Below are 1,139 nucleotides of genomic sequence, written 5' to 3'. Positions count from 1 at the left end.
CTAGTCTTCTGAGTCGGGAATTCTGTTCAGATAAGAGGCGAGGCGTTCAAGGATCTCGTCTGCGGTCTTGGTCCAGAGGTAGGGCTTGGGGTCGGTGTTCCATGCGGTGATCCAGGTTCGGATGTCCTTCTCCAGGGCCTGGACGGTCTTGTGAACGCCTCGTCGTATCTGCTTGTTGGTGAGCTCGGCGAACCACCGCTCGACGAGGTTGAGCCAGGATGAACCGGTCGGTGTGAAGTGCGGGTGGAACCGGGGATGCGCCAGCAGCCATGTCTTGATGACCGGTGTCTTGTGGGTCGCGTAGTTGTCCAGCACCAGGTGGATGTCGAGACCGTCCGGGACTTCCTTGTCGAGCTTGATGAGGAACTTCTTGAACTCCTCGGCACGGTGGCGGCGGTGGAGTGATCCGATCACCTTGCCGGATGCGACCTCGAGTGCGGCGAACAGGGTCGTGGTGCCGGCTCGGACGTAGTCGTGGGTGACCCGTTGCGGGACGCCGGGCATCATCGGCAGCACGGGCTGCGAGCGATCCAGTGCCTGGATCTGCGACTTCTCGTCCACGCAGAAGACCAGGGCCCGTTCGGGCGGATCAAGGTAGAGGCCGACGACGTCATGGACCTTGTCGACGAAGTACGGGTCCGTCGACAGCTTGAAGGTCTCCGAGCGGTGCGGCTGGAGGCCGAACGCCCGCCAGATCCGCGACACGGTCGACTGTGACAGGCCCGTGTCCTTCGCCATCGACCGCGTCGACCAGTGCGTCGCGTCCTTCGGGGTGGACTCCAGCGTCCGGGTGACCAGCGCGGCGACCTGCTCGTCCGTGACCGATCGCGGACCACCGGAGCGCGGCATGTCGCCCAGGCCGGCGATCCGGTGCTCGACGAACCTCGCCCGCCAGCGGCCCACCGCATGGGGAGTCGAGCCCAGCCGGGCCGCGACGTCCTTGTTGGAAGCGCCATCCGCACAGGCCAGGATGATCCGGCAACGAAGAGCCCACGCCTGCGGCGCGGAACGACGTCGCACCCACCCCTCAAGCGCAGCCCGTTCCTCATCCGACAGCGTCAACTCGGCCATCGGCCGCCCCGTACGTGCCATGCGGCAAGCCTACACATATGAACAGAATTCCCGACTCAGAACACTAG

The 1,139-nt window shown here is 64.8% G+C and carries 1 protein-coding gene; it reads right to left on the bottom strand.

Going from position 1 to position 1,139, the window contains the following annotated elements; translation table 11 throughout:
* Nucleotides 1–1,092 carry an IS630 family transposase gene (locus ACIQAC_RS40730; protein ID WP_402200777.1) on the bottom strand — a complete coding sequence of 364 codons (1,092 nt, stop codon included), beginning with the start codon at nt 1,090–1,092 and terminating at the stop codon, nt 1–3.
* Between the last annotated feature and the right edge of the window lie 47 nt (nt 1,093–1,139).

Source organism: Streptomyces sp. NPDC088387 (assembly GCF_044753385.1).
GTDB lineage: Bacteria > Actinomycetota > Actinomycetes > Streptomycetales > Streptomycetaceae > Streptomyces.
Note: the sequence above shows the minus strand (reverse complement) of the source record. Positions and strands in the feature narration are given on the sequence as shown.

Coding starts and splice junctions, on each gene's coding strand:
- ACIQAC_RS40730 (WP_402200777.1), bottom strand. CDS start 1,092: ATGGCACGTACGGGGCGGCCGATGGCCGAGTTGACGCTGTCGGATGAG.